Consider the following 21624-nt stretch of genomic DNA (forward strand, 5'->3'; position numbering starts at 1 on the left):
ACATGTTGGCAATCGAAATCAACAATTTAGTAAAACAATATAAAAATGGTGTAAGAGCTTTAAATGCTCTAAGTTTTAGTGTAAAGACTGGAGAAATATTTTCTTTACTTGGTCCAAATGGTGCTGGTAAATCTTCGCTTATCAATATTTTGACCACTTTTTACAAGCCTACAGCGGGTAATGTAACGATGCTTGGAAAAGACTTAATAAATAATCCATCTTGGATACGCACTCAAATTGCTTGTGTAGCACAACAAGTATCTATTGATGAACACCTGTCTCTCATGGAAAACATGATATTCCAAAGCAAAATGTATAAAGTGGAACCACAAGTTGCAAAAGAAAGAATAAACTCTTTAATTGAAAAATTTGAGTTAACTAGTTACTTAAAGTATCCTACTTCATCTTATTCTGGTGGAGTAAAACGTAGATTAGATATAGCTATGAATATGGTGTCGTCTCCTAAGATTCTGTTTTTAGATGAACCTACTGTTGGTATGGATGTAGATTCAAGAAAAGCTATGTGGGATATGCTACTAAAAATTAGAGATGAATATGATACAACTATTTTTCTAACCACTCATTATCTTGAAGAAGCTGAACAGCTAAGTGATAATATCTGTATTATGAAAAATGGAAAAGATTTGGCACAAGGAACACCATCTAGTTTACGTAATTATATTAAGCAAAATATACTTCGTATCGCATTTCATGATATTGAAGATATAAAAAAATATAAGAATGATATTAAAAATGCTTGCTTAGTTAAATTTATGAATATACATGAAAATTCTCTTTTCATAAGTGTAGAAGAAAGTAGAACTTCACTTACTTTAATAAATAAATTTCTTTTAGAGCATAATATAAAGTTTGATGCAATAGAAATTGTAGAGCCAAGTCTTGAAGATGTTTTTTTAGCATTAACAAGTTCTAAGAAAGATTTAAAGGAGGAATGGAAATGTTAAATATCTTATGGCGTAATATGAAATGGCGTTTTAAAAATCCAATTTCATTTGTAGTTACTATATTACAACCTCTTCTTTGGCTTGTACTTTATAGCTCTGTCGCAAACCAAACTATGAGTGATATGAACATCGATAATTATACAGCTTTTATACTTCCAGGTATAATTGTATTGGTTATCTTTTCATCATGTAGTAGTGGTGGTATCATCAATTTTATAATGAAAAATAGCGGGAGTTTTTATAGAGTTTTAATTGCACCTATTAGTCGATATTCCATTGTCTTTGGTCAGTTACTAGAAGCTATCCTAGTGTCTTTTATTGAAGTAGCAATTTTATGCATAGTAAGCATATTCTTTTCAGTAAAAATAGCATCTGGTATTGGTGGAATTGCTATAATGATAGTATTGATATTTATGACAGCCTTTTTTTTATCAAGCCTAGCTTATGCTATAAGTCTATTATTACCAAATGAAATAATTTATGAAACAATTATGACTGCCATTGTACTTCCTATTTTCTTTTTAAGCTCTGCTCTCTTCCCTGTTGAAGATTTATCTGGAGGATTAAAAATAGCAGTTATGCTCAATCCATTTACCCATGTTATTAATACTTTACGTAGTCTAATATTTGGTGAAACCATTCTAGTTGGAGATATACTACCTGTTATAGTGTTATTTTTAATATTATGTTGTGGAAGTTTCGCACTTGCTATGTGGAGACTGAAAAAAGAAATGGTAAGTTGATTTTTGAAGATAATGTGTGTAGATTTGTAAAAAACTAATCTATTATATATACACTAAAAAGTGGTGTTCCAAAATTATTAATTAAAATCATTTTGAAACACCACCTTTATAATTCATGCTACTTAAGTGTATATTTATAAATTTATACAAGAAACTATAAACTAAAGTACTTATATGTATAATTACTTATTAAACTTCTTACTACCTAACTTCATGTGGAACTTAGTATCTTTTGGAATACTTGGGTTTATACCTCTTAATGTAGGTATTTCTCCACATATCAATTGTATAGGTACTATGAAGTTAAACGTTTGATAGTAAGGATTATCTATAATATCTGCCTTTAAATTTTTATCTTCTTCTGCAACATCTCTACCTATGACAAATACATTGTCTGTCCATCCAGAAAGTACTTCAACCATCTTAGTTACTCTAGGTTCTCTTCCTGTATCTAGTATAAATATAGTAGAATCACTATTTATAGCATTGTATACACCATGTATGAACTCTTCAAACTCATATCCAGTTACAGGAATTCTCATTGTCTCTAATAATTTTAATGCTGACTCTAATGTATCTCCATATATATCAGAGTGACCTACTACTCTTATTTCTTTAGCGTTAACTAACTTTTCTTTGTTTCTTTCAATCCATTGCTCAGATGATTTATATACTGATTCAAATCTATCTATTGCATCCAATATCTTATTTATCTCTTCATTGTACTTTTCACTAGATATTATTCCCTTTTCTCTAGCTATTTGAAGACCTAATAACATTAAATTTAACTTTGTACAATAAAAGCCTTTTGTTTTAGCACCAGATTTTTCTTCACCACAATTCACTGTTAATATATAGTCAGAAATCTCATCTATTAGAGCATTTTTACAGCCTGCCATAGATGCTATTTTACAACCCTTGTCTTCAGCTAACTTCATAGCATTATATGCAGAATAACTACTTCCACCTTGAGATATTCCCACCACTAAAGTATTTTTATTATCAAATTTAAATGTATCTTCAGTTATCATAAATGGATACTTTTCTACAACATCTATGTCTAATAAATTTTGCAAATATGGTTGTACTTGCAATCCTGAGTGATAACTAGTACCTGAACCTGTTATTATAATCTTTTTTATATCTTCTTTCTTAATTTCATTAAATAAATTATCTGCATTAGATATCATTTCTCTCATTTTTGCTGGTGTTTCTAACATATAATCTTGTATTCTCATTTTGTATGCCTTCCTTATTCATATATTTAATAAATTATAATTTTTTTTCTATAATAACCCTATTGCATGTAAAGCAATTCCTCCCACTATAATGCCTAGAGTTAACTTTGTTACACTTACCTTTCGCTTTAGCATGTAATATATTACAAATGCAAAAGCTAAAGGTAACATGTTAGGTATTATTTTATCTAATATATCTTGTAAAACCACTTCTGCACCATTTAAATTAAATTTTAGTGGAGTAGTTATACTCAACATTGTTGCAACCATTCCTCCTACAACGAATAAACCAACAGTTGTAGCCATAGACATTATTTTCTCCATAAGCCCTTCTCTTTGTATTCTTTCAAGTGAATTTACTCCGACTTTATATCCATATTTAAGTCCAAGTATTCTTAGAGCAAATGCTGGGATATTATACAACAGTAAGAATAATAGCGGGCCAAATATATTTCCTTCTTTTGCAAGTGATACTCCTATTCCAGCAGCTATAATTCTAAATGTTCCCCAAAATAGTGAATCCCCAATTCCTGCAAGAGGTCCCATAAGAGCTGTTTTAACAGCACTGATTGAGTTTTCATTAAATTCTGAATTATTAGCATTCTCCTCTTCCATAGCTGCTGTTATACCTAATATAGCAGGAACTACTACTGTGGTTGTATTAAAAATTTCTAAGTGTCTTTCTATCGCTTTTGCTTGATTTTCTTTTTTATTATATAACTTCTTTATTGCAGGTAACATTGCATAACAATAACCTAAGTTTTGCATTCTTTCATAATTGAACGCACCTTGAAGAGCAAATGAACGCCAAAACATACTTCTTAATTCTTTTTTTGTTAGTTTATTCAAAGTCAATCTCTCCTTCCGTTAAAATATTAGTTGCTACTTGAGGATTTTGACTATTTTCTTTGCTGTTAATATAAAAGTTTAATATAACTGCTACACAGACTCCAAACAACGCTATTGCAGTTATATCTAGTCCAACATAAGATGCTAAGAGGAATCCTATAAAGAAAAATACAGACATCTTTTTTGAAAGTAGCATATCCATAAGTAGTGCAAATCCTACTGCTGGTAACAATGTTCCTGCAACACCTAATCCATCTAATATAACTTTAGGTATTGCATTTATTAATGTTGTAACTTTATCAGCACCAATCATAATTGCTAAAAATGTTGGAACTGATGTACTTAAAAAGAATAATACTACTGGAATCCACATCATTATAGTAACCTTTTTAAAGTCAGCTTGTTTAGCATAAAAAACTGCCTTTTGAGAAAAATATGAGTTTACTATTCTAACCAATACTCCAAGAGATTGTGCTAAAACTGCTACTGGCACTGCTACAGCTAGAGCAACTTCTGCACCATTTCCTGATAATATAGCAAACGCTGTACCTAATACACCACCTGTTACTACATCTGGAGGAGTAGCTGCACCTATTCCTGCAATTCCCATCCAAATTAATTCAAGTTGTGCACCAATCATAATTCCTGACTTTATATCTCCTAAAACTAATCCTACTAATGCCCCTGTAACTATTGGTCTATCAAACATAGACTGACCAAATATACGTCCATCTAATATACCAAAGCCTGCTATAATAGCTAACATAATAGCTTGTACTAACATAGTGAACCTCCCTCTTAATTTACATTAATTACATCACACTTTTGATTTCATTTTTATTTTCTAATAGTTCATTTACATGAACTATTCCATTTCTCGCTTCCTCTAAACCTGATTTAGCTAATAGCTTTGCATCCTCTTCTGTTGATAAAAGAATAGCCAAAAGCATCGGTAAATTTACTCCTGTCAATAACTCAAATTTAAACCCTTGTAAAAGTAAATTAGTACATATGTTTGCTACACTTCCACCAAATATATCTGTTAGTATGATAAGCTCTCCATTATTTTTGTTATTTGATAATATACTTATCATTTCTTTCTCAGCATCGTCTGCTGATTTATCTTTTGTCATACAAAAGTACTCAACATTACTTAATGAACCAATTATTAATTTACTTGTCTCAACAAGCTCCTTAGATAATTCTCCATGTGTTGCAACTAAAAAATTTTTCATTTTCTTTCTCCCAAATTATTTTATTAAGTCTGATAATTTTTTCTTTTTGTCTCTAGGTAACATTCTAAATTCTATATCAATTCCTAAATCAGTTATTTCTTTAAAATTGTTTATATCATTATCATCAACAGCAACTAAGTCTGTCAGCTTCTTCTTTCCTTCCTCGTATCTTAATCCACCTACATTTATTTCTTTTAAAACTCCTCCTGAGTTTTTAGCTACATCTAAAGCATCTTTTGTATTTTTTACTAATACTAATACATTACTTTTCTTTGAAGAAGCAAATTTTTCTACTATTTCTCCAGATTCCTCTACCCCCCTTATATATAAAGTTACATTGCTAGGCTTAGCTAAATTTAATGACATGGCTTTCATTTGATCGTTTTTTGCTTCATCATTTGCAACTAATATTACATTTATACCTAATGATGTTGTCCATCCATATGCTACCTGACCATGTATTAGTCTGTCATCAATCCTCATTAAAGATATCATTTTCCTCAAATCCTCCATTATATATTAAAATTTTTATTTTTTATCCTCTTGTTTATTTATAAAAGCAAAAAGCATGCCAACTAGTGGCATACTTTTTTTCAATTTTATTTATTTATTTTTTAATACTGTATTTTACTGAAGTGGACCATAAATAATATTATAGATATATCCGATTTCTGAAATAGATATTTGCACACTATAACTCTTTTCTAGCACACTAAATGCATTTTTTATTAGTTTAACTTCACTGTGATGGTTTTTAATTAATAAATTCATATCAGTATATTCTTCAATCTCAGCTTGTCTAACCAATCTTTCAATCATACAACTTAAGTGAACATATAAAGCAATTTTTTTATCATTAGGAAGTTTTTTCTTTTGATTATTTTCTATAGCATTGATTCCTTCTTCTATTCTCTCTATTATTTTTTTTGAGTCTAAAATAGTCAGACTATCTATTACTCTAATCAAAGAAAAATTCTTTATGATAGAATCATTTATGTTTTTGATTTTTTCACTTTCTACTACTTTACTAAATATTCTAAAGACATCATCTTCTCCTTTTCCTGATATTATATCCTCTAGTAGTATGAAGTCTACTCCATTTACATTTGGATTAGCAGTTCCTACTATGGCCAATACATCATACATTTTAAAAAGTGGATCTTTATCTCCCATAGAAACAAGACTCTCATAATCGTGCGGTATTATCTTAACATCAACTATCCCCATTAAGCTTTCTGAAAGTAGATGTTGGATTTTTATAGCAGTACCTATCCCAGTAAAACAAGAAGATACTATAGCATACTCTTTATTTTTTTGAGGATAATACAATTGTATGTTGGGTTTAATTTCTTCATCCATAATTTCTGCTATATCTTCAATGTTTTTACCTTGCATTAATAAATTACCTACCTCTAGTGCAAAAATAGTGGATATTTGGTCTATAAACAACATTGGACTACTTATTTTACTTTTTAAATCTTCATATATCAGATTAAGAGAGCCCATATCAAATAACACAACTAGTCCATTTTTTATCCTATCTCCTTCCAAGTATCTAGACATTTGATTTGATACATCAGCAATTGTCGCATCTATAGGCATATCTATAGCTGTAAATACATTTTTACCCAACATACGATTACATACATTTGCCATACTACTAGCAGTAGCATACCCATGTGCTATAATCATTGCATTAACTTTATTAGACTTCATTCTTATAACTGTCGACTTAATAAATATAATCATTATAATTATATCTACATTATTAAGATACATATCCAATCTATTTGCTATTAATGTCGATACTTTATTTACTATAGAGTATTCTTTGTAATTTTCTTTCTTTAAATATGTTAGTAATTTACTTTGTAAGATTTTACATTCATCAGACAATTGATAAGACTCATCCTTCAAATAAAGATACGAAGAAAATGCTAATACATTATTTCCATCATATTTTATATTGTTGTTAACTTCTAAATTTCTAAATATATCCTGTATTATAGATATTATAAGCTCCATAAGTACATTTTTATTTTCATCATTATTTGAAAAAACTAGGTTATCCATTAACCTAATCATTAAGTTTGAGCTCTTTTCACTAAATATCTCTTTTGTTATTTCTTTTTTTTCTAGTCTATCAAAATAATCTAAACACTTTGTAAGACTTTGATATATTATATTTCTTTTATTTCCTTCATCTGATGTCTCAATATTAAATTGTTTAGGAGAAAACACAATACTTTTGCTTTTAGCACTTTGGAACTGAAATATATCTACATTTTCTATATAAATATTTCTAGGAAGGTCTTGAAGTGTAACAAAAATATTTCCATTTCTTTTTTGGTTTTTTGCATATGCCCTTCCACATGCATATTTTATTACATTTTTACATTCACCTATATTACCTTTGAATTTTATCTTTAAAATCGTATTTAATGTAATTTGAGTTATCTCTATAGGTAAACCAAGCACCTTACTTTCCTCATATATAAAATGTTCTATAATCTTCCTTTTTTCAATAGTTCCTCTTTCATCTATATTAGGAACATAAATATTTATAGGTATTCTTCTTAAAAAAGTCTGCAAAAACTCAGATAAGCTTTCTGTTGTAGCAAATACTAGCCTTACCTTAGCACTTCTATTTACTCCATTCTCTCCAATTCTAGAAAATGTACCTGTATCCATAAATGTAAATAACTTTTCCTGACCTTCACTGTTTAATCTATGTACCTCATCTAAAAATAATATACCACCATCAGATTTCTCTATTAACCCAGCTCTAGATTCATTTGCTCCAGTATAAGCCCCCTTGACATGTCCAAATAGTATACTTGATAATAACTCTGGATTATTATAGTACTGTGCACAGTTTAGTACATTATATGGAGCATTTTTTTCTAATATATTACTACTTACACTATACTTATATATTACCTTCGCTAAAAAAGTTTTACCTACACCACTTTCACCTGTTAGCATTATTGTAAGTCCATCATTTGGATAAAGTACAGCGGTTTTTATTTGCTCTATTGCCTCTTTTAGGCTACTTTCATGACCTATAATACTGTTAAATACAATCTCCTGCTTTAATAATTTACACTCATTACTAAGTTCATCAACACTTTCATAAATACTTTTTTTCGTAGGACCTATTGCATCATTTATCTTATTTTTTGGTAGAAAGATAACAGGTCTACTATTTATTTTTATAAGATTATCAGACTTTACCAAATCATTTAATAATCTGCTTGATTGAGTTCTACTTAAATTAAACTTTTTTACTATATCTTCTGTTACTATACCACTTTGTTTTTTAAGTTCATCAAAATTGTCAAATAATACCTTTTCATTTATAAAACGTAAAATTTCATTCTTCATAATCAACCTCCAATATAAATGTCAATGATACCAGTATATCCTTTATATATTAGTGAAAAAATAAATTATATTCTTTTATTCTAATAAATAGTACTGCACTAATTTCATACAATCAAATCCAATTATTACCATATAAATTGATAAACGAGTAAATAGAAGTGTATTTTGAATAGATTAAAATCTAAATGGATAAGTATATAATCAGTGCAAATTTAGGAATAATTTACATATAGAAACAACTCTACCTTATATTCTCCTTTATTAATTTTTTTCTAGAAATAATTTTTTTCTAAGTTAATTATATATTAAGAGTCTATGAAGATGAACAATTTAAATCAGCCTTGTTGAAAATAAAAAAATTTGAAAAAAAACTATAAAATATAAAAAGTGAACTCTATATCATAGAGTTCACTATCAGTGATTAATTTAATTTAGTATTTCTAGTACTGCATTTAATACAGCATGACCATTACAAGTACCATAGTTTACCATATCTATTATAGCTACTGGAGCTTTATCTCCAACTATAGATTTTACATCATCAAACATAAATCTAAGCTGTGGCCCAAGAAGTAAAATATCAAAATTACCAAGTTCTGATTTTATATTTCCCTCTCCAACTGCCCATATTTTACAGTCTATATCTCTTTTCTTTGCATCTTTCTCCATTTTATTTACCAATAAAGTAGAAGACATACCACCAACGCACACTAATAATATCCTAATCATTAATATCTCCTTTTAATCAAATCTACATATATTTTGATTAAAAAGTATATGTAGAAAAGTTTACATTTATAACTTCCTATATTTTACTTTTAAATTATATCAAATTTTTCCAATTTTTTCACTACCATAACTCATTTTATATTTTTAATGTCCACTTTTCTACTTCTTCAGAAATATTTTCAGATTTTAATACAGCAGATATTATAGCATATCCATCACTATTTAAGCACTTAAGTTTATCTACATTATCTAGTTTTATCCCACCAATCAATACAAATGGTATATCTATCTTTTCTTTAATTTCTTTGACAGTTTCAAATGATGCGGATTTAGCATCCAGTTTAGTAGATGTTGTAAATATAGACCCTATACCTAAATAGTCTGCACCATCATTTTTTGCACAGATAGCTTCTTCTAAAGTTCTTGCTGATACACCTAGTATTTTATCTTTCCCTATAAGCTTTCTAACTTCTTTTGCATCAATGTCACTCTGTCCTACATGCACTCCATCTGCATCACAAATAATTGCTATATCTACTCTATCATTTATTATAAACTTAACACCATGTTTTCTAGTTATTTCCCTTAGCTTCATAGCCTTTTTTAAAAATTCTTTTCCAGAAGCATTTTTTTCTCTGAGTTGCACCGTTGTTATTCCAGAAACAATTGCATCTTCAATACATTTATAAAAATCTCTACCTTCTAGCATTTCAGAATCAGTCACTAAATATAACTTTAAGTCTTTTTTTAAACATTCTTTATCTATCATTTACAGCCTCCTGTTGACCATTTATTCATTTAAAAATTCAATATTAGAGTTTTTACTTATAATCTCTTCATCCATTTGATAAATAGAATTCATTAGATTTTCTTTAAATGTACCTATTGGTGGATTATTTAAATTAGCCAGCTCCCCACTTAACGACATTGTAAGTACACCCATTGTAGCTGCTTCTAATTTATTTTTAGTCACAGCCATAAAACTTGCAATCAAGCTAGCAGTCATACACCCTGTGCCTGTAATACCTTTTAATTTATCAGTTCCATTATTTATTTTATATGTATTCTTACTATCAGTTATTATATCTATTTTTCCAGTTGCTGCAACTATACATTCAAGCTTTTCAGAAACTTTTTTTATTATATCAGTAGAATCTTCTTCATCATCAAAGGAATCTACACCTTTACCCATTACATCAAAGCCACCTATAAATTTTATTTCTGCTATATTCCCTTTAACCACATCAAATTTAACTTCATTTAAAAGCTTATTTGTAAGTTCTGCTCTGGCTTTACTTGCAAAGACTCCCACTGGGTCTAAGATAACAGGTTTATTGTATTTATTTGCAGCCTTTCCAGCCAATAAAAACAAATCTAATATATTTGAATTCATAGTTCCTATATTTATAACTACAGCATTTGCTATACTTACCATTTCTTCTACTTCCTCATATGAAAAACTCATAAGAGGGCTTGCACCTATAGCTAAAGTTACATTAGCACAATCATTTATTGTTACATTATTAGTATAGTGAATTACTAATGGGTTTATTTTCTTTACTTCTTCAATTAAATTATACATATTCTACCTCCATAAAATTTTATTATTCAAACTTATAAAAATGATGTACTGGTCCTACTCCATGACCTATATCAAAACTATTTTTTATTGCTTCTGTTATATAAATTTTACTTAATTTTATTGCTTCTTTTATTTCATAACCTAATGCAAGGTAAGATGTTATTGCAGAAGATAATGTACATCCTGTTCCATGTGTATTTTTTTTATCAATTCTTTCACTTTTATACACTTCAAATATATTTTTACCAACTAAAATATCCACTGCTTCTCCATCTAAATGTCCACCTTTCATAAGAACAAATTTAGGTCCAAGCTCTAATATTTTCTTTCCTACTCTATTCATATCATCTACATTATGTATTTTTATTCCTGTAATTTCTTCAGCTTCTGGAATATTTGGTGTAATTATATATGCAAGTGGTATTAAATACTTAATTAGATTTTCCTTTGCTTCTGGTTTTAATAAATAATATCCACTTTTAGATATCATTACAGGGTCTACTATTAAATATTCTGGATTATATTTTTTTAAATTTTCAACTATTTCAAGTATAATTTCTGGGCTTGAAACCATTCCTATTTTTACTGCTCTTGGAGGTATGTCATCAAATACTGCCTCTATTTGTTTTTTTATTATACTTTGGCTTAAATCTTCTACAGCAAAAACTCCTTGAGTGTTTTGTGCCGTTATAGCTGTTATTACGCTCATTCCATATGTGCCAATTGCACTAAAAGTTTTCAAATCAGCTTGGATTCCAGCTCCTCCAGATGAATCTGAACCAGCTATTGTAAGTGTTGGTATTTTGTAGTTACTCATTTATACCCTCCTAAAAATTTAATTTAAATAGATTAACTAAAAAAGCTATACCTACAATAGGTATAGCTTAGAAATTCGCATATATCACAAATAATACATACTTAAGTTTTATACTAAGCTTTCCTACGCTGGCATTATCCAGTTCAGGTGTAAGGGTCGGTATTCCTCTCAGCTCTTGGCTCCCCTAGCTATTTTAATTTATTATATTTATAACTTCATTATATTACAATAGTATTTATTGTCAAGTTTTTACACTGTATACACTTATTTACAATATAATTAAAGACACTTACTTCAGTTCTTTTATCTCTTCTCCAATAATATAATTTTCTTTATTGTCAATTGAATCTATAAGTATATTGGGATTTTTTATTATAGATAATTTTTTATCCCTAGTTAACTTTTTTATATAGTATTCTAATTTCATTGCATTACTTTTTGTATTTGTTACAAAATAAACCTCTAACTTTTTAAATCCCCTTGCTCTTGTATACTTTGAATTAATTCCTGACTTATGCTCATTCATTCTTCTTTCTATATTGCTAGTATATCCAGTATATAGAGAATCATCTTTGCACCTTATAATATATGTAAAATACATCTTAATTCACATCCTTAAATTAAATATATAAACATTATATTATAAAATAAAAAAAACTGCTGTAAATTTTATATATTGGTCAGCTATAACAATAACTCAAATGTAAATTCGTAAAGTAGATTCTAAAAGTATTTGATGCTAAATTTTGACATATTAATAACATATTTATTCTTCTAACAAAAAATTCACAAATATAAAAAATAAAATTTTCAAAAAAATTATAATTTTCAAAAAAATAAATTGACATATATAAAAAAATTATGATAACCTAATAAAAAGGGGGCAATGATTATGGAAAACAATTTAATTATAGCTAAAAGCAATAATATTGAATTATCACAAAAGAACTTATTTAAAGTCAATTTACAGATAGGTGTAGACTTTACACTTTTGTCAAAATCACTTAAAGCCTTTTATAAAAAAGAAGAAGATTTTTATTGCATTGCTCTTGCACCATGCAATGTATCTGATGAAAAAGCAAGCAAGAAGATAAATATTCCTGAGATGATAAAAGAAATTAATACTTTAATTGAAAGTGTGACTGATAAAAGTGAACTTTTAAGTGAAGAAATATTTTCAAACAATTTATCAGAATTTTTCGACGAATTTTTAGATAACATTTATATAGAGTTAAGACAAGCATATCTATATCTTAATAAGAATACAAACAATCTTGATATAGAAAACTCCATTGAATATGTATTCGATGTCAGTATAAGTAATAAAACAAAAATGAAAGAAAATCCACTAATTAACTTTAATTCACTTTCTTTAGTGGTATGGAGTGGTGAAACAAAAAATATTTTACATCAAATGAACATTTTAGATTTAGAAAATATTCACTCCTCTTTTTCAGAAAACGATGCAAATATGACTTTTTATCGAGATGATAGCCTCAAATATGAAGTTAACAAAAACAGTAAAAATATAAGAGAAAGTAATATAGATATAATTGAACAAATGATTATACTTCCAGATAATTCAGACTATGATAAAGATGAAGTTGAAAACATGAAAAACAGACTTTCAAACATAAATGGAAAATATCTACAAACACTTAAAGAAAAAGATATAATTATAAAATTAATAAATTCAAATTTAACTGATGAACCAGAATTTAGTGATTTAAAACACCAATTACCTCCATGCTGGGTAAGATCAGGTAAAACTTGGAAAGATGTACCTGGGATATATAGAAACAACTCTATTGTGGCTAAAATAGGTTATAGTAACCCTAGTTATGCAAATGTTCATTCAGCTAAAAATTTGGAATTACATGAAACTGCACATGCTATAGATAAAAATGTATTAGACAAAAAATCAAATTCAGAAGAATTTATGGAAGTGTTTATTCAAGAAAGGTATAAACTTTATGACCCTAAACAAGTTGCACATGCATATATTAGTAAATTCCCAGAAGAATTTTTTGCGGAATCATTTGTGCATTATTATCTTGATGAAGACTCAAAAAATATATTGAAAGAAAATTGTCCTTTAACATATAATTTTCTTGAAGAATTAGAACTAAGCTATGAAACACATTAATACTTAATAATATATTTCTATTTAATAAAGTACTCTTTATAAAAGACTTTTTGATATTTATGTTATAATATTTCTAATGGTTATATTTTAAAATAGTTTATGTAGCCCATAATTTAAATAAATAATAAAAAGGATGAAGAGTTATGAAATTAAACAGAAACGATGCTTGTTGGTGTGGAAGTACTAAAAAATATAAAAAATGTCATATGGATATAGATAATAAAATAAATTCATTCGCTCAGCTAGGTCATATTGTACCTACTCACGACATCATAAAAAATGCAACACAAATTGAAGAAATTAAAAAAAGTGCTGTAATAAACACAAAGATTTTAGATTATATTTCGGATAAAATTAAAGTTGGAATGTCTACAGAAGATATAAATGAATTAGTCCATAATTTTACATTAGAAAATGGAGCTATTCCTGCACCACTAGATTATAATGGTTTTCCTAAAAGTGTATGTACATCAATAAACAATGAAGTTTGTCATGGTATCCCAAGTAAAGACATCCTATTAAAGGATGGAGATATTATAAATGTAGATGTGTCTACTATTTTTAATGGATATTACTCAGATGCTTCAAGAATGTTTATGATAGGAAATGTTAAAGAAAATGCAAAAAAATTGGTTCAAGTTACTAAAGAATGCATTCAAAAAGGCCTTGAAGCTGCTAAACCATGGGGATTCTTGGGTGATATAGGTAATGCTATTAATTCTTATGCAAAAGAAAATGGATATTCTGTTGTTAGAGAAATTGGTGGGCATGGAGTTGGACTAAGTTTTCATGAAGACCCATTTGTAAGTTATGTTTCTAAAAAAGGAACTGAAATGTTATTGGTTCCTGGAATGATATTTACTATAGAACCTATGGTAAATGAAGGAACTCATGAGATTTTTGTTGATGAAGAAAATGATTGGACTATCTACACAAAAGATGGTAAATTATCTGCTCAATGGGAGTGCATGGTTTTAGTTACAGAAACAGGAATTGAAATTTTAACTCAATAAAATATAAAAGCCTATAAAGATTGAGCTTTCAATCTTCATAGGCTTTTCTTTTGTTAATGCACATCTATTGCATCAACTGGACAGCTTTCTCTAGCCTCTTTTGCTGATTCTTCAGCATCACTTGGTATTTCATCAACTATAACATGTGATTTTCCATCATCAGCCATGTCAAATACTTCTGGGCATATTGATGGACATAATCCACAACCTATACAAGTATCTTGATTAACATTTGCTTTCATAATAAAATCCTCCTATATGTTACAAATTTAAAATTTTTGTTTACCAACGATTGGCGAACTAAAACTTTGACCTTCAGTTCTTTTTTATTATGTCCTCAAATTTGAAAATAATACCTTTTCAAAATAAATTTTATAAAATTTATTTTATAGTTATATTATGATTATTTTTCTTTATAATCTGATAAAACCTCGTCCATTGTATGAAACTTAATCTTTTATTTCTATTATTTCTATATTTTCTAATGCCCTATAAAACATATTAGTATCATATACTTTTTAAGATAAATATTGCTACTCAATATCTTTTTTAATCTCAACAATATCTTCTATGTTACAATCTAATGCCAAACATATTTTTTCCATTGTAGCCATAGAGACAACTTTATCCTCGTTCAATTTACTAATACTTGAACTTCCTAGTCCTGTCATTTCTTTAAATTCCATTTTTTTAATTTTTTTATCAATTAATAATTTCCATAAGCGATTGTATGAAATCATTTTATCACCTCTTTTAATTTATTTTATCATAATTAACCCATTAAGGGCAGTATTTCTCTTTTATAGTTAATTTTTCTTGACTTTATTATGAAATAGTAATATTATCAAATTAACCTTAAAAGATTAATATTAACTATTTAAGGATTGGCAAGCATAGTATGGCACCTTGTTTTAATGCCGAAGGCTTAGTTATAGAAGATAAAGAAAATGTATCTACTGCAGAAAAATATTTCGTAATAAGCAGATACTATGATGATGGTAAAACTATTGCTTTTATAGAAATAAATAACACTAAATATAAGACTGAATATGTTAGAAACTTTGACCAGTATGTAGACGAATTTTTTACTTTGGAAGAAGCAGAAAAGCGCTTACAAGAATGCCTTAGTGCTTAAGGGGTGATATAGATGTGTTTTAATACTTACATACTAAAAAGAGTTTTAAACAACAAGCAACTAGAATTAACTCGTAGTTTTGACCTAGATAATCTTATTGATACTGCAACAGAGATTTTGAAAGATAATAAGATTAATTTGATAATTATTGATGAAGTAAACAAGGTTGTTTGGAAAAATGAAAAAAGCACTCCCGCTCATGAGAATGCTTAGTTATAGCTATAGAAGTGTACTACCAATACACTTCTATTTTTTTATTATATCATATAATTTTGTGTATGAAAAAGACTCATTTAAATCAATTTTAAGATGTGTTAAGTAACGCTCTTGATAGTTTATACATCAATAAATATACAATATAATTATAACATGTCTTATGTTTTAGTATAATAATTTTCGTTCGTTTTATTATTACAACTTCTACTATAGTTTTATATAACCTGTTAATATTTGTAATATTTTAGATACTCTTTATACTTACATTGCTGCTATACTTTTATTAAGAAAATTAATACAATATGAATTTGTTATTATAGAAAAGAAAGTAATATGTTAAAGGAGGTTTTTGTATTGAAATTACAAGAAAAATGGATTGATTTATTAAATCCAAGATATATTGAAAATGAAGAAAAAAGAAAGAAAATACAGATTATAATATTTTTTTCTATAACTTTTGGCTTAACTTATTTATTAGGTTTTCTATTATATTTCAATAAGTTTATTGACCCAGGAAATTTTGCATCATTCATAATGATATTGCCTTTATCTTCTGTCGCTATTGCAAAATTTTACTCAGAAGGAAAAACTAATAATGAGTATAAGTTTTATTCATTAGTAATATTACTTTTTCTTAGTTATTTTTTATTATTTATTGCTAAATCATTTAACTTAATAAACCTCAATCAATCTCAATTAGTGAATTCTATATTAATTTTAATAAGCAGTTTATATCTTATTATTTATTCTTTTAAATCAAAAGAACTGTATATTCTAAAAAATGTAAGAACAGGTGCTTTATTAATTATCTACTTTATATTTTCTCAAGTTATCCTTGGATTAATAATAAGTAGAAATAATCTTAATTATAATGGTATTTTATTTTATCTGAACCTTACTATAATATCATTAATATATATTTATCCTTTTTTGTCTGAAGAATATGGCTGGAGATGTTTTTTACAAAGTATTTTCTTTGATAAATTTGACAAAAAAATAGGTGTTATAATTGTAGGTGTTTGTTGGAGTTTATGGCATTTACCTCTACAATTTACATTCTATAGTCCAGATGCTCCAATACTGGGAATTGTAATTCATTTAATTTATGGAATCGGACTTTCTATATTTTTAGGTTATGTTTATTTGAAAACTAAAAATATATGGATTTGTTCTATAATTCATGCTTTAGTTAATAGTTTAGATGTTATTTGTAATAGTTCTGAAATGCCACTTAGCTATTATGTTATTTTAGAGAGACTTATATTTGTATCACTATTTTATCTTCCTTTCCTCTTTACAAAAGAATATAAACAACATACATAAAAAAATTATTATGCTAAAGGAGGTATATACTATGAACTTTGGAAATATCAATCTTATACTTATTGGAGTAGGAATTATAATATTAACTACAATAATATCTTTAATTAAACCTAAAACTAGTTTTTGCAGTGAAAAATATTTTAATAAATTAGAATCAACGTATGGAAATATAGATAGGAAAAGAACTGTTAAACTAGAAATACTTTCTCGCTATGTAATGGGTCTTGAATATATAGCAATAGGCTTATTCACAAGAAAATTAGACATTACAATAATAGCAATGATAATAGCAGCCATTATAACAACAGCATTATATTATCTAGTTAGAAAGAAATATATAGCTATATAAAATCTAATAGGATTAATAGCAAAAGAAGGTAACAACTAACTAGTTGCTACCTTCTAAAATATACCTAATTTTATTGGGGGGTCTTTAAATTAAAGTATCTATATAATTTTTTTGCCCATTAATATTTTGATTTTTCTTGTATTTTTCAGCATCTTTATCTAACTTTTCTATTCTTGACTCAATTTTCTTTATTTCCTCTTGAGTCATACTCATAAAATCTTTAAGCATATTTTCAAGTTCTTCGCGAGTTTTACCTTCTAAAAATAAATTTTCAAGTTCTTTATCTTCTTTATCAATATGTTTTTGTTCTAGTTCTTCTGACTCTTTTTCATTATCGACGCCTTTTTGATCTAATTCTTCTACCTTTTCTTCATTTTTATCATTAAGTCCATCTGTATTTAATGATTCCTCTTTTTCTCCTGTATTTAGAGAAATTGGATATTCTTCCAAAATAGTATTTTTATTTTCTTCTTCTACATTACTATTTTTATTTTCTTCTTCTGATTTAAATAAATTTCTGATTGCTTCATTTATTTTTTTAGCATAAAGTTCTTGTTTATCTTTTAAATCTTTAATTCTATTATCAAGTTCTTGTTTTTGTTTCATGATATTAGATAAATAATTATTTTTTTCTATAGTTTCATTTTTCTTAATAATATTTGTATTTTTTTTTGTATTTTTTATGTTACTTTCATTATTTAATAAATATTGGCTTCTATATTGACTAGAAATTTTCATTATATTTACCTCTCCAAAATAAATTTATTCTTATATTAAAAAAGTAATTATATGTTAGTTTTAAAACCATTCATATAATTACTTTAAAACATACATTAATTACATATGTTGAGATATAAAAACACCAGAATACTTGCTTAATACATCTGCAAAATCATAATTTCTTCCATCTATAAACCATTTACCCTTCCATGTACTTGTATTCCCAGAAATGCTTATTGTATCTCCATTCTCAAGTCTAATATTTTTCTCGTTTTTTAAATTTATGTCCTTTTCCATTGCGTTTGAAATAACCAGATTAGAAAACGATAATGCTAAAATACTAATTGTTGCTAATGACATAGATGTTATTTTCTTAAAATTTATACAATTATACCCCTTCAATTATCTTATATTTAATCATATCCTAGCACTATAGAGGTAGATTTACAAGAAATCTGCATAACTAGTCAATAAACACGCAAAATCGGCTAATATTTTTAAAAAATTATTTTTTTTCATAAAATAGTAATAATTTATACAAATACCTTATATATTTTAAAATATTATCTATTTATGAAATCTAATGCTTTGTAAAGCGTATCATTCCCCTTTATCATAGTGAACTTTTCTTTAGTCATAGAACCTATCTTTTCACATGCTCCACCACCAACAACAGCACCTACTCCTCCAAATAAAACTCCTTCTGCTAAAGCTCTTCCTATCCCACCTTTAGTCACAGTTTCACCATTTTCCAAAAGTTCATATTCTATAACATCACTATGACTATATATAATATACATTGTCTAACTCTTCGTATTCGTAGGATACTTCTCTTTTATTCTTTTTTACAGGTTCTAGATTTCTTATTTTCACTATTTTTGCTGGTATACCAACAACTGTGGCTCCATTAGGTACATCTTTAACAACAACTGAATTTGCACCTATTTTTGAATTAGAACCGATATTTAAAGGTCCTAGTATTTTTGTTCCAGCTCCAATTAATACATCATCGCCAACAGTTGGATGTCTCTTGCCAGTATCCTTTCCTGTAGCACCCAAAGTAGCTCCTTGATATATTGTTACTCTATTTCCCACTTCAGCTGTTTCGCCAATTACAACACCCATTCCATGGTCTATCAAAATACCTTCTCCCATTTTAGCTCCAGGATGTATTTCTATACCAGTCATAAATCTGGATATCTGGGATATTAATCTAGCTGAAAAAAGCATCTTCTTCTTATAAAGAAAATGAGCTATTCTATGCATTATCATTGCATGCACTGATGGATATAGTAAAAAAACTTCTATCTTAGATCTAGCTGCTGGATCATTCTTCATTATATATTCAATATCTTTATTTATTTTTTTAAACAAAGTATTCACTCCCTCAAATAAAATTATTAAAATATTCCCATGGACATATATTTATCTACTCCATCTGGAGCTACTGTTACTATTTTTTTATTTGGATATTTTTTCGCCATTTCCATAGCTCCAAATATATTTGCTCCAGAAGATATACCTACCAAAATCCCTTCCTTTGATGCAAGTAATTTAACTGTATCAAAAGCATCTTCATCATCAACTAATATTACTTCATCAACTACACTAGAATCATAATTTTCAGGAACAAAGTTAGCTCCTATTCCTTGTATTTTATGAGGTCCAGTTTTATTTTCTGATATAGCTGGAGATTTTTTTGGCTCAAGTGCAACTACTTTTATATTTGGATTTTGCTCTTTTAAATATCTTGCAGTCCCTATTAAAGTACCACCTGTTCCAACTCCACATACAAATATATCTAAATCTCTAACATCATTCATAATTTCAACTGCTGTTGTTTTATAATGTGCATTTGGATTGTCTTTATTTTCAAATTGTTTCAAACTTTTATAGTTTGGATTTTCTCTCAATAGTTCATTTGCTTTTTCTATAGAGCCTGACATTCCAGCTTTTCCATCTGTAAGTACTAAATTTGCTCCATAAGCCTTCATTAAATCTCGTCTCTCGATACTCATAGTCTCTGGCATTACTATTACTACTTCATATCCTTTTAATCTTCCTATCATGGATAATGCAATACCAGTGTTGCCACTAGTTGCTTCTACTAGTACATCACCCTTTTTTAATTCTCCTCTTTTTTCTAATCCTTCTAGCATTTCATAAACTGCTCTATCTTTTATACTTCCTGCTGGATTTACTTTTTCTAATTTTACATATATGTTAGAACACCCGTTAGTACATCCTAAATTATTTAACCTTACTACAGGTGTGTTTCCTATCAACTCTAATGCGTTATTATATAACATACTACTTCCTCCTATATGTCCAATTCTATTATCAAATTGATAACGATAAATATATTATAGTATTATCATTTTGATAATGCAACCTTTTTTTGGATTTTATCCTTTCAATTGTTTTATTTCTAATATTAGTAATATTCAAACAAAAAAAGTGAAAATCATTATCGATTTTCACTCTTCAAACTTCAAGCTTTATGCTAAGTCATACACAATACTTCACTACAAAAATTCTACGAAATACTATATAAGACCTAATATTTTTGCAACCTCTACATTAACCTTTAACACATTAACTCTATCTTCACCTAAAACTCCGAAAAGTTTTTTTGAAGTATTATCATCTACAATTTTTTGTAATTTACTCTCTGATATTCCTGATACTTTTGCTATAGCAGGTATCTGAACCTTTGCAGAAGCGGGACTTATATTAGGGTCAAGTCCTGAACCTGATGCTGTAAGCAAATCTGTTGGTATATCTTCTTTTTTTACACCTGGATTATCCTTCAAAAACTGTTCAATGTCTTTTTGAACTCTATCATGAAGCTCTGGATTAGTTGCCCCATAATTAAAAGAACCCGATGAAACACCGCCATAAACTGTATTTCCATCCTTATCTGGTATTAAATCTTCTTTTGTATAAGTATTATAGTTTACTGATGAAACTCTTCCCTTAAAAAATCTTGCATCTGTAAAACTTTGACCAATAAGCTCTGAACCAACCTTTACGCCATTTACTTCTATCATACTTCCATTAGCTTTATCTTTAAATGCAACTTGACTTACGCCTGTTAAAACAAGTGGATATACAAGTCCGCAAACAAATAACAATACAAGACTTACAAGCAATGCTGGTTTTAATGTTTTCATTTTTATA

The 21624-nt window shown here is 27.7% G+C and carries 26 protein-coding genes, 1 pseudogene and 1 riboswitch; of the genes and pseudogenes, 8 read left to right on the top strand and 19 right to left on the bottom strand.

All coding sequences use genetic code 11. The features are described from left to right. The first annotated feature begins 2 nt into the window (after positions 1–2). Together IC213_RS06025 and IC213_RS06030 are read left to right on the top strand one after the other, a co-directional pair. Positions 3–965, top strand: a complete 963-nt coding sequence (locus IC213_RS06025) for an ABC transporter ATP-binding protein (protein WP_227433051.1) — start codon at positions 3–5, stop codon at positions 963–965. Then, entirely contained in the window at positions 959–1708 is a 750-nt protein-coding gene (locus IC213_RS06030; RefSeq protein ID WP_227433050.1) for an ABC transporter permease, read from the top strand. Before IC213_RS06025 ends, IC213_RS06030 begins: the two co-directional genes overlap by 7 nt. Positions 1709–1890: 182 nt before the next feature. Here IC213_RS06030 and IC213_RS06035 read toward each other — a convergent pair whose 3' ends face one another. The 11 genes from IC213_RS06035 to IC213_RS06085 form a co-directional block, all read right to left on the bottom strand. After that, a complete protein-coding gene (locus tag IC213_RS06035) occupies positions 1891–2946 on the bottom strand; it encodes an SIS domain-containing protein (RefSeq protein ID WP_227433048.1) in 1056 nt (351 codons plus the stop codon). Positions 2947–2994: 48 nt separating this feature from the next. Then, positions 2995–3795 carry a PTS system mannose/fructose/sorbose family transporter subunit IID gene (locus IC213_RS06040; protein ID WP_227831102.1) on the bottom strand — a complete coding sequence of 267 codons (801 nt, stop codon included), beginning with the start codon at positions 3793–3795 and terminating at the stop codon, positions 2995–2997. Continuing rightward, the gene (locus IC213_RS06045; RefSeq protein WP_227831103.1) at positions 3788–4579 is read right to left on the bottom strand and encodes a PTS mannose/fructose/sorbose/N-acetylgalactosamine transporter subunit IIC; all 792 of its coding nucleotides are present in this window, start codon (positions 4577–4579) and stop codon (positions 3788–3790) included. Before IC213_RS06045 ends, IC213_RS06040 begins: the two co-directional genes overlap by 8 nt. A 28-nt stretch (positions 4580–4607) precedes the next feature. Beyond that, positions 4608–5030, bottom strand: coding sequence for a PTS mannose transporter subunit IIA (locus IC213_RS06050; RefSeq protein WP_227831104.1), 423 nt, complete (start codon positions 5028–5030; stop codon positions 4608–4610). Positions 5031–5045: 15 nt separating this feature from the next. After that, entirely contained in the window at positions 5046–5525 is a 480-nt protein-coding gene (locus tag IC213_RS06055; protein ID WP_227433042.1) for a PTS sugar transporter subunit IIB, read from the bottom strand. Positions 5526–5657: 132 nt separating this feature from the next. Further along, a complete protein-coding gene (locus IC213_RS06060) occupies positions 5658–8414 on the bottom strand; it encodes a sigma 54-interacting transcriptional regulator (RefSeq protein ID WP_227862838.1) in 2757 nt (918 codons plus the stop codon). A gap of 426 nt (positions 8415–8840) precedes the next feature. Beyond that, positions 8841–9143: a PTS sugar transporter subunit IIB gene (locus IC213_RS06065; protein ID WP_227433038.1), complete on the bottom strand. Its 303-nt coding sequence runs from the start codon at positions 9141–9143 to the stop codon at positions 8841–8843. 136 nt (positions 9144–9279) lie between these two features. Continuing rightward, on the bottom strand, positions 9280–9912 hold the full coding sequence (gene thiE, locus IC213_RS06070; RefSeq protein ID WP_227831105.1) for a thiamine phosphate synthase: 633 nt from the start codon (positions 9910–9912) through the stop codon (positions 9280–9282). Positions 9913–9933: 21 nt separating this feature from the next. Next, positions 9934–10725, bottom strand: a complete 792-nt coding sequence (gene thiM, locus IC213_RS06075) for a hydroxyethylthiazole kinase (RefSeq protein ID WP_227862839.1) — start codon at positions 10723–10725, stop codon at positions 9934–9936. 22 nt (positions 10726–10747) lie between these two features. After that, positions 10748–11542, bottom strand: coding sequence for a bifunctional hydroxymethylpyrimidine kinase/phosphomethylpyrimidine kinase (gene thiD, locus IC213_RS06080; protein WP_227855129.1), 795 nt, complete (start codon positions 11540–11542; stop codon positions 10748–10750). A gap of 103 nt (positions 11543–11645) precedes the next feature. Next, a riboswitch (TPP riboswitch) is annotated at positions 11646–11738 on the bottom strand. A 93-nt stretch (positions 11739–11831) separates the two neighbouring features. Next, complete coding sequence (locus IC213_RS06085; protein WP_227433034.1) at positions 11832–12143, bottom strand: GIY-YIG nuclease family protein; 312 nt, start codon at positions 12141–12143, stop codon at positions 11832–11834. A 291-nt stretch (positions 12144–12434) separates the two neighbouring features. Here IC213_RS06085 and IC213_RS06090 point away from each other — a divergent pair, with 291 nt between their 5' ends. Together IC213_RS06090 and IC213_RS06095 are read left to right on the top strand one after the other, a co-directional pair. Then, on the top strand, positions 12435–13688 hold the full coding sequence (locus IC213_RS06090; protein WP_227862840.1) for an anthrax toxin lethal factor-related metalloendopeptidase: 1254 nt from the start codon (positions 12435–12437) through the stop codon (positions 13686–13688). Positions 13689–13831: 143 nt separating this feature from the next. After that, complete coding sequence (locus IC213_RS06095; RefSeq protein WP_227823777.1) at positions 13832–14701, top strand: methionyl aminopeptidase; 870 nt, start codon at positions 13832–13834, stop codon at positions 14699–14701. Positions 14702–14754: 53 nt separating this feature from the next. Here the strand turns inward: IC213_RS06095 and IC213_RS06100 are convergent, their stop codons facing one another. Next, positions 14755–14943 carry a ferredoxin gene (locus tag IC213_RS06100; protein WP_227433029.1) on the bottom strand — a complete coding sequence of 63 codons (189 nt, stop codon included), beginning with the start codon at positions 14941–14943 and terminating at the stop codon, positions 14755–14757. Between the two features lie 291 nt (positions 14944–15234). Further along, positions 15235–15441: a helix-turn-helix domain-containing protein gene (locus IC213_RS06105; RefSeq protein WP_227433028.1), complete on the bottom strand. Its 207-nt coding sequence runs from the start codon at positions 15439–15441 to the stop codon at positions 15235–15237. A 158-nt stretch (positions 15442–15599) separates the two neighbouring features. On the opposite strand from IC213_RS06105, the gene IC213_RS06110 reads away from it, so the two are divergent. From IC213_RS06110 to IC213_RS06125, 4 genes are all read left to right on the top strand, one after another. Continuing rightward, complete coding sequence (locus IC213_RS06110; protein WP_227862841.1) at positions 15600–15836, top strand: hypothetical protein; 237 nt, start codon at positions 15600–15602, stop codon at positions 15834–15836. Positions 15837–15848: 12 nt separating this feature from the next. Beyond that, complete coding sequence (locus tag IC213_RS06115) at positions 15849–16049, top strand: hypothetical protein (RefSeq protein ID WP_227862842.1); 201 nt, start codon at positions 15849–15851, stop codon at positions 16047–16049. Between the two features lie 357 nt (positions 16050–16406). Next, positions 16407–17375 (top strand): CPBP family intramembrane glutamic endopeptidase, encoded by a 969-nt coding sequence (locus tag IC213_RS06120; protein ID WP_227482384.1) that lies wholly within the window; start codon positions 16407–16409, stop codon positions 17373–17375. A 31-nt stretch (positions 17376–17406) separates the two neighbouring features. Beyond that, a complete protein-coding gene (locus tag IC213_RS06125; RefSeq protein WP_227862843.1) occupies positions 17407–17724 on the top strand; it encodes a hypothetical protein in 318 nt (105 codons plus the stop codon). Between the two features lie 84 nt (positions 17725–17808). Here IC213_RS06125 and IC213_RS06130 read toward each other — a convergent pair whose 3' ends face one another. The 6 genes and pseudogenes from IC213_RS06130 to IC213_RS06155 form a co-directional block, all read right to left on the bottom strand. After that, positions 17809–18462: a hypothetical protein gene (locus IC213_RS06130; protein ID WP_227862844.1), complete on the bottom strand. Its 654-nt coding sequence runs from the start codon at positions 18460–18462 to the stop codon at positions 17809–17811. A 99-nt stretch (positions 18463–18561) separates the two neighbouring features. Continuing rightward, positions 18562–18804, bottom strand: a complete 243-nt coding sequence (locus tag IC213_RS06135) for a hypothetical protein (protein ID WP_227482381.1) — start codon at positions 18802–18804, stop codon at positions 18562–18564. Between the two features lie 203 nt (positions 18805–19007). Continuing rightward, a pseudogene (locus tag IC213_RS06140) lies at positions 19008–19118 on the bottom strand (cell wall hydrolase); the annotation flags it as partial. A gap of 109 nt (positions 19119–19227) precedes the next feature. After that, on the bottom strand, positions 19228–19818 hold the full coding sequence (gene epsC, locus IC213_RS06145; protein WP_227433022.1) for a serine O-acetyltransferase EpsC: 591 nt from the start codon (positions 19816–19818) through the stop codon (positions 19228–19230). 26 nt (positions 19819–19844) lie between these two features. After that, positions 19845–20753, bottom strand: a complete 909-nt coding sequence (gene cysK, locus IC213_RS06150; protein WP_227433021.1) for a cysteine synthase A — start codon at positions 20751–20753, stop codon at positions 19845–19847. A 237-nt stretch (positions 20754–20990) separates the two neighbouring features. Further along, positions 20991–21617, bottom strand: coding sequence for a K(+)-transporting ATPase subunit C (locus tag IC213_RS06155; RefSeq protein ID WP_227433020.1), 627 nt, complete (start codon positions 21615–21617; stop codon positions 20991–20993). Between the last annotated feature and the right edge of the window lie 7 nt (positions 21618–21624).

The sequence above is a fragment of the Clostridioides sp. ES-S-0049-02 genome, assembly GCF_020658465.1.
Lineage (GTDB): Bacteria > Bacillota > Clostridia > Peptostreptococcales > Peptostreptococcaceae > Clostridioides.

Bases quoted from the DNA above. Each gene is read 5' to 3' on its own strand.
- IC213_RS06025 (WP_227433051.1), top strand. From the start codon at position 3: ATGTTGGCAATCGAAATCAACAATTTAGTAAAACAATATAAAAATGGT.
- IC213_RS06030 (WP_227433050.1), top strand. From the start codon at position 959: ATGTTAAATATCTTATGGCGTAATATGAAATGGCGTTTTAAAAATCCA.
- IC213_RS06035 (WP_227433048.1), bottom strand. From the start codon at position 2,946: ATGAGAATACAAGATTATATGTTAGAAACACCAGCAAAAATGAGAGAA.
- IC213_RS06045 (WP_227831103.1), bottom strand. From the start codon at position 4,579: ATGTTAGTACAAGCTATTATGTTAGCTATTATAGCAGGCTTTGGTATA.
- IC213_RS06050 (WP_227831104.1), bottom strand. From the start codon at position 5,030: ATGAAAAATTTTTTAGTTGCAACACATGGAGAATTATCTAAGGAGCTT.
- IC213_RS06055 (WP_227433042.1), bottom strand. From the start codon at position 5,525: ATGATATCTTTAATGAGGATTGATGACAGACTAATACATGGTCAGGTA.
- IC213_RS06060 (WP_227862838.1), bottom strand. From the start codon at position 8,414: ATGAAGAATGAAATTTTACGTTTTATAAATGAAAAGGTATTATTTGAC.
- IC213_RS06065 (WP_227433038.1), bottom strand. From the start codon at position 9,143: ATGATTAGGATATTATTAGTGTGCGTTGGTGGTATGTCTTCTACTTTA.
- thiE (WP_227831105.1), bottom strand. From the start codon at position 9,912: ATGATAGATAAAGAATGTTTAAAAAAAGACTTAAAGTTATATTTAGTG.
- thiM (WP_227862839.1), bottom strand. From the start codon at position 10,725: ATGTATAATTTAATTGAAGAAGTAAAGAAAATAAACCCATTAGTAATT.
- thiD (WP_227855129.1), bottom strand. From the start codon at position 11,542: ATGAGTAACTACAAAATACCAACACTTACAATAGCTGGTTCAGATTCA.
- IC213_RS06085 (WP_227433034.1), bottom strand. From the start codon at position 12,143: ATGTATTTTACATATATTATAAGGTGCAAAGATGATTCTCTATATACT.
- IC213_RS06090 (WP_227862840.1), top strand. From the start codon at position 12,435: ATGGAAAACAATTTAATTATAGCTAAAAGCAATAATATTGAATTATCA.
- IC213_RS06095 (WP_227823777.1), top strand. From the start codon at position 13,832: ATGAAATTAAACAGAAACGATGCTTGTTGGTGTGGAAGTACTAAAAAA.
- IC213_RS06100 (WP_227433029.1), bottom strand. From the start codon at position 14,943: ATGAAAGCAAATGTTAATCAAGATACTTGTATAGGTTGTGGATTATGT.
- IC213_RS06105 (WP_227433028.1), bottom strand. From the start codon at position 15,441: ATGATTTCATACAATCGCTTATGGAAATTATTAATTGATAAAAAAATT.
- IC213_RS06110 (WP_227862841.1), top strand. From the start codon at position 15,600: ATGGCACCTTGTTTTAATGCCGAAGGCTTAGTTATAGAAGATAAAGAA.
- IC213_RS06115 (WP_227862842.1), top strand. From the start codon at position 15,849: ATGTGTTTTAATACTTACATACTAAAAAGAGTTTTAAACAACAAGCAA.
- IC213_RS06125 (WP_227862843.1), top strand. From the start codon at position 17,407: ATGAACTTTGGAAATATCAATCTTATACTTATTGGAGTAGGAATTATA.
- IC213_RS06130 (WP_227862844.1), bottom strand. From the start codon at position 18,462: ATGAAAATTTCTAGTCAATATAGAAGCCAATATTTATTAAATAATGAA.
- IC213_RS06135 (WP_227482381.1), bottom strand. From the start codon at position 18,804: ATGTCATTAGCAACAATTAGTATTTTAGCATTATCGTTTTCTAATCTG.
- cysK (WP_227433021.1), bottom strand. From the start codon at position 20,753: ATGTTATATAATAACGCATTAGAGTTGATAGGAAACACACCTGTAGTA.
- IC213_RS06155 (WP_227433020.1), bottom strand. From the start codon at position 21,617: ATGAAAACATTAAAACCAGCATTGCTTGTAAGTCTTGTATTGTTATTT.